The sequence below is a fragment of the Mycobacterium sp. genome, from assembly GCF_049281135.1.
Lineage (GTDB): Bacteria > Actinomycetota > Actinomycetes > Mycobacteriales > Mycobacteriaceae > Mycobacterium.
This window is the reverse complement of record NZ_JBAPRN010000629.1, coordinates 1-5,971: the sequence shown is the minus strand read 5'-3', so window position 1 is coordinate 5,971 and position 5,971 is coordinate 1. Positions and strand designations below refer to the sequence as shown.

The 5,971-nt window shown below is 65.8% G+C and carries 5 protein-coding genes; 1 reads left to right on the top strand and 4 read right to left on the bottom strand.

Annotated features, from left to right (window positions below):
- Positions 1-232: 232 nt before the first annotated feature.
- From WAN02_RS24875 to WAN02_RS24865, 3 genes are read right to left on the bottom strand one after another with little or no spacing between them, the layout of a single operon-like run.
- Positions 233-949, bottom strand: a complete 717-nt coding sequence (locus tag WAN02_RS24875; protein WP_422267398.1) for a sirohydrochlorin chelatase — start codon at positions 947-949, stop codon at positions 233-235.
- Complete coding sequence (locus tag WAN02_RS24870) at positions 928-1,659, bottom strand: phosphoadenylyl-sulfate reductase (RefSeq protein ID WP_422267396.1); 732 nt, start codon at positions 1,657-1,659, stop codon at positions 928-930. Before WAN02_RS24870 ends, WAN02_RS24875 begins: the two co-directional genes overlap by 22 nt.
- Positions 1,656-3,323 (bottom strand): nitrite/sulfite reductase, encoded by a 1,668-nt coding sequence (locus tag WAN02_RS24865; protein ID WP_422267394.1) that lies wholly within the window; start codon positions 3,321-3,323, stop codon positions 1,656-1,658. The genes WAN02_RS24870 and WAN02_RS24865 overlap by 4 nt, the downstream gene beginning before the upstream one ends.
- A 398-nt stretch (positions 3,324-3,721) precedes the next feature.
- Here WAN02_RS24865 and hemW point away from each other — a divergent pair, with 398 nt between their 5' ends.
- Positions 3,722-4,894, top strand: coding sequence for a radical SAM family heme chaperone HemW (hemW, locus tag WAN02_RS24860; RefSeq protein WP_422267392.1), 1,173 nt, complete (start codon positions 3,722-3,724; stop codon positions 4,892-4,894).
- On the opposite strand, the gene WAN02_RS24855 is transcribed toward hemW, so the two are convergent.
- Positions 4,891-5,971 (bottom strand): DUF222 domain-containing protein (locus WAN02_RS24855; protein ID WP_422267390.1); only part of this gene is annotated, 1,081 nt, incomplete at its 5' end. The genes hemW and WAN02_RS24855 overlap by 4 nt on opposite strands.

Genomic DNA, 5,971 nt, shown 5'->3' with positions numbered 1-5,971 from the left:
GTGCCTGGCTTTGACCAACGCGACGATTCCGGCGATCACGCTCAGCGGCACCAGGCTCACCACACCGAGCAGGAACGCCGCAATCGCCCACCTGCTGACCGGGCGACCAGCGCCGGCCGGGCCGGCTTCTTCGGGATCCGTTGCCTCTGGCGAAGTCATAGTGAAGGACACCGTAGCCCTCGGGAGGGGGCTCCTTCAATGCAGTTCGAACTCGGGCGCCGGTGTGGCGTAGTCAAGCCGCGATAGGCACGGCCACCGCTGCGGCGAAGCGGTCCAGTACCGTTTCGGCCACCAGTCGGTGTGCACCGAGCGATGCTGCCATCGGAATGCCTTCGGCCGCAGCAAATGTCGCGACCCGATCGGTCAGCCGTCCGGGCGCCAGGAACCACGGTGCAATGACCAGGTGACGGGCGCCGCGACGGCGTAACTCGATTGCGGCCTCCGCCAGAGACGGTCCGGAGCCGGTGGCGAACGCGGTTGTCGCACAGGCCCACTGAGTGCCCTCGATGAGCTTGTCGGCGACCTGGGCGGTGCGTGCATTGGCCGCAGCGTGCGTCGAGCCGATTGCCACCACCAGCACACCCAGTTGCGGGGCGTGCGGGCTGACTCCCAGGTCGGCCAGCCGCTCGTGCAGCACGGCTACCAGCCGGTCGTCCTCGCCGAGTACGTCGGCCTGTCGCGCAGTGGCACCGCAGCTCCCGATCTGGCGGGGGATGTCGATGCGGGCGTGGTAGGCGTCTGCCAGCAGGAACGGGGTGACCACCGCGTCCGGCGTGACGACATCAACCAGGCGTGGCGTGTTCAGGTCGCAGAACGCGACACGCACGCGGAGGCCGGGCCGCATGAAGCGAATTCGATTGGCCACGGCGCGGGCATTGGCCGCCGATCGTGGATCGGCGCTGCCATGCGCGGCCAGCACCAGGGTCGTCACGACGCGTGCAGCCCGCATTCGGTCTTGGACAGCCCCTGCCAGCGTCCACTGCGCGGGTCGGCGCCCTCGACTGGCTTGGCCGTGCAGGGCGCGCAGCCGATCGACGGATATCCCTCGTAGACAAGCGGATTGACCAGTACATCGTTCTCGTCGATGTAGTTCTGCATGTCGTCGTCGGACCACGTGGCCAGCGGGTTGATCTTCACTAGTCCAAACGCCTCGTCGAAGCTGACCAGCGGCGCGTTGGCGCGGGTCGGCGCTTCGACCCGTCGCAGACCGGTCACCCACGCGGAGTAGCCGCGAAGCGCCTTGGACAGCGGGGCGACCTTGCGCATCCGGCAGCATTCGCTGGGCTTACGGGCGAACAGGTCTTTGCCCAGCAGCTCGTCCTGCTCGGCGACGCTGTGCTCTGGCGTGACGTTGAGCACCCGCACGTCGTAGACGGCCTCGACCGCGTCGCGGGTACCGATTGTCTCCACGAAGTGGTATCCGGTGTCCAAGAACAATACTGGTACGCCAGGGCGGACCCTGGCGGCCAGATCGACCAACACCGCGTCCTGCATATTGGAGGCCACCACGTAGTTGCAGGTCGCCGTGGACCGGGGTCCGCCGACGCCGCCGAAGTTCTCGTCAGTCCAGCGCAACAGGTCGCTGGCACTGGCGCCTTCCAACTCTGCGGCGCCCTTCTCGGCCAGCTGTCGTAGTTCCGCTTCCGTCAAGTTGCTCATCGCAGATCTGCCTCCTCGGCACGCAGCGCCCAATTCGCGAAACGCTCGTCACCATCTCGCTGCTTGACGAAGTTGCGCACCACGCGATCGATGTAGTCACCCAGTTGGTCGCTGGTGACCTTGTGCTGCCGTAGCTTTCGGCCGAAACCGCTGTCGAGGCCCAGGCTGCCTCCAAGGTGAACCTGGAATCCCTCGACAGAATTCCCGTCGCCGTCGTCGACCATCTGGCCCTTGAAACCGATGTCGGCGATTTGGATTCGGGCACACGAGTTCGGACAGCCGTTGATGTTGACCGTGACCGGCACATCCAGTTGCGCGTTGAGGTCATTGAGCCGGCGCTCGAGTTCGGGCACCAGCGACTGCGAACGCACTCGAGTTTCGGCGAATGACAATTTGCAGTATTCGATTCCCGTGCAGGCCATCAGGTTCCGACGCCACTGCGATGGTCGCGACGGCAGCCCAAGCGCATCCAGGCCGGCGATCAACTCGTCGAGCTTGTCGTCAGGGACGTCGAGGATGATCAGCTTCTGGTACGGGGTGAAGCTGACCCGCTGCGATCCCGCCTGCTCGGCCAGGTCGGTGACCGCGGACAAGATCGTGCCGGATACCCGACCGGCGATCGGCGCGACGCCCACGGCGTTGAGCCCGTTCTTCAGCCGCTGCACGCCGACGTGGTCGATCGGGTGCTTGAGCGGCTCGGGGGCCGGGCCATCGATGAGTTTGCGCTTGAGGTACTCGGTTTCGAGCACCTCACGGAACTTCTCGATGCCCCAGTCTTTGATGAGGAACTTCAGCCGGGCTTTGGCCCGCAGTCGCCGATAGCCATAGTCACGGAACAGTGAGGTGACGGCCTCCCAGACGTCGGGCACCTCCTCCAGTGGCACCCAGGCGCCGACGCGTTGCGCGAGCATCGGGTTGGTGGACAGGCCGCCGCCTACCCACAAATCGAGTCCCGGACCGTGCTCGGGATGGTTGACGCCGATGAACGCGATGTCATTGATCTCATGCGCGACGTCCTGCAGACCCGATATCGCGGTCTTGTATTTCCGGGGCAGGTTCGAAAACTCCGGATTGCCGATGTAACGGCGGACGATCTCCTCGATCGCCGGCGTGGGATCGAGCACCTCGTCGACCGACAGACCGGCCAGCGGGGAGCCCAGCACCACCCGGGGGCAGTCGCCGCAAGCCTCGGTGGTCTGCAGGCCGACGGCTTCCAGTCGTTTCCAGATCTCAGGTACATCCTCGATCCGGATCCAGTGGTACTGAACGTTTTCCCGGTCGGAGATGTCGGCGGTATCCCGGGCGAACTCGATGGAAATCTCGCCGAGCGTACGCAGCGCCGCGGTTGACAATGTGCCGCCGTCGCAACGCACCCGCATCATGAAGTACTTGGCCTCGAGCAGGTCAATGTTCTCGTCACCGGTGAAGCTGCCGTCGTAACCCTGCTCGCGTTGCGTGTAGAGCCCGGCCCAGCGCATGCGGCCACGCAGGTCGTTCTTCTCGATGCTGTCGAATCCGGCGGTGGAGTAGTGGTTCAGGATTCGGTCGCGGACGTTGAGCGCATCGTCGTCTTGCTTGAACTGCTCGTTGGGGTTGAGCGGCTCGCGCTCACCCAGCGCCCACTGGCCTTCGCTGCGGCTCTTGGCGGGGCGGGGGGACGTCATGCGGCAATCTCCTTTGTGGAGTAGCCGGCTGGGACCACGCAAACCACCGGTGGCTGTCCCGGCGGCGCAGATCCGGGGGCCAGCTGAAAGTACTGGTGGACGGGTCTACGACATCAAGCCAGACAGCGACAGCTGCAGACACGCAAGAAGTCGACATGACGGCGCGCCACCAACGCGATACGGAAATTGGGGTGGGCTGCGGTCACTCGACCATTGTGCCACGGATGCCGCCGCCCATAACTACCAGGGGGGAATTGCACTCATAGTGATCGAAACTACGAGCCGTGTCTGAAATCCTCCGTAACGTTTTCCTCGATTCGGCTGCGAAGAACCCCCCGCTGTCATTCGTGCTGGCCCGCGGTGGAGGTTGGGCCGGTACTCGGGAATATTGATAAGGCGTGACGGCATCCTCCGCGCCAGCCGACCTTCCTGAGCTGCAGTTGAGCGGAGGCGGGCCGTTCGGCATCTATGTACATGTGCCGTTCTGCTTCACCCGCTGCGGCTACTGCGACTTCAACACCTACACGCCCGCCGAGCTGGGCGGTGTCAACCCCGATGCATGGCTGGACAAGCTGCGGTCAGAGCTCGAACTCGCGGCCGCTCGGCTGGGCGGACCGACCGTGCACACCGTCTTCGTCGGCGGCGGGACGCCGTCGCTGTTGGGCCCGGAGCGCTTCACCCGGGTGCTGCAATCGGTGCGCGACAACTTCGAGCTGGCCACCGACGCCGAGGTGACCACCGAGGCCAACCCGGAGTCGGCGTGGCCGGACTTCTTCGCCGCGGCCCTGGCCGCCGGCTGCACGAGGGTGTCGTTGGGTATGCAGTCGGTGTCGCCTCGGGTGCTGGGTGTACTCGACCGGATCCACACGCCGAACCGGTCGGCGGCCGCGGCTCGCGAGGCGCTTGCCGAAGGATTCGAACACGTCAGCCTCGATCTCATCTACGGCACTCCCGGGGAGTCCGACGACGACCTGCTGAGATCGGTCGACACTGCGATCGACACCGGCGTCGATCACGTGTCCGCCTACGCCTTGGTCGTCGAGGAGGGCACCGCGCTGGCGCGCCGGGTCCGCAGCGGCGAACTGGACGCTCCCGACGACGACGTCCTTGCACATCGCTACGAGCTGGCCGATCAGCAGCTGTCGGCGGCCGGGTTCGACTGGTACGAGGTGTCCAACTGGAGTCGGCCGGGCGGGGAGTGTCGACACAATCTGGGGTACTGGGACGGTGGTCAGTGGTGGGGCGCCGGTCCGGGCGCGCACAGCTTCGTCGGCGCGACGCGCTGGTGGAATGTCAAGCATCCCAACGCTTATGCGCAGATACTGGACGGTGACGCGCTGCCGGTCGCCGGTTTCGAGCAGCTGGATGCCACCAGCCGCCACACCGAGGACGTGCTGTTGAAGATCCGGCTGCGTCAAGGACTGCCGACCGAACTGCTGGACGAGGCCGAGCGCGAGCGCGCCGGCGTCGCTGTCCAGGACGGCTTGCTGTCTCGCGAGGGCGAGCACCTGGTGCTCACCGACCGGGGGCGGCTGCTGGCCGACGGCGTCGTGCGCAACCTGCTGGGTTAGGCCGCGTGTCGAGCCAGTGCTATACCGATGCGAACTTCAACATCGCTTGCCATGACCGTCGGGGCCCGCGGAGGCGCCGCCGACCAATAGTGGGCGCCGGTTGGTGTAGTGAATTGCGCTGTATGCCTGCCAATTTCATCAACATTCGGTTTGACGCACCAGCCGGCGACCTCTTTGACATAGTTGCATCGTTCGCAGAGTCCGAGAGCGTTAACCGCGTCAGTCGGACCCCCGGAGGCCCATGGCTGCGCATGGTCGCGGTGGCGGATCGGTGCGTCGCAGTAGGGAGTGCGGCAGCGCTGATCCCGTAGCCCGATGAAAGCGGCCAACCCTTTGGGAAACAACCGGGACCGTGACTCCATCGCCACCAATGCTCCTGAGTCCGGATGGGCGTAAAGCCGGCGCAGCTTAGCCCGCGACAGTGGATCACTGACGGCGCCCGAGACCAATCCGCGCGCAACGGCCGCCGGAATGGGACCGTAGCCGCTTACGGTGGCAGGGGCGTTGGACCCACCAAACAGCGTTTCGTCGGACAACACCAGATTGACCGCGATCGGGGTCGCCGCTGCCGCACTTCGCCCGGTGGTCCGCTCGACGAGAGTGTCGGCCATTACCTGGCCACGCGAGCGCCCGTCGCCACAGACATCGGCTTCCCGCCGCAGTGCCGCGTAGACTGAGACACCTTGGGCCACAGGCAATAACGCGGTCAGATAGGTCATCGTGTCCGGCGCGGGCCGAATGGTCACCGTGCGTTCCGTTTCGGCCTTGGCGGCCCGCTCGACGACCGCATGCGGATCGAGCCGGTAACTGATCGTCTTGGCGGCCGCCGCCACCCGTGCGTCGCCCATGCCCTGCAGTTCGGCTTGGTTGCGGCACAACTCGGCATCCAGGGTCCGCCGGTCATCGACGTCCAGGCACGCGCTTTCGCGCACGATCAAGGTGGCCCGCCACTCCGTCAGCACGCCTGCCTCCAACGCGGCCAGGGTGTGCGGCATCTCATGCACCAGAGCTTTCGCAAAGCCCAGATGCCGATTACCCCGGGCGGGCGAATCGAGTCGCGCGAGCGCAACCTCGCTG

Bases quoted from the DNA above. Each gene is read 5' to 3' on its own strand.
- WAN02_RS24875 (WP_422267398.1), bottom strand. From the start codon at position 949: ATGCGGGCTGCACGCGTCGTGACGACCCTGGTGCTGGCCGCGCATGGC.
- WAN02_RS24870 (WP_422267396.1), bottom strand. From the start codon at position 1,659: ATGAGCAACTTGACGGAAGCGGAACTACGACAGCTGGCCGAGAAGGGC.
- WAN02_RS24865 (WP_422267394.1), bottom strand. From the start codon at position 3,323: ATGACGTCCCCCCGCCCCGCCAAGAGCCGCAGCGAAGGCCAGTGGGCG.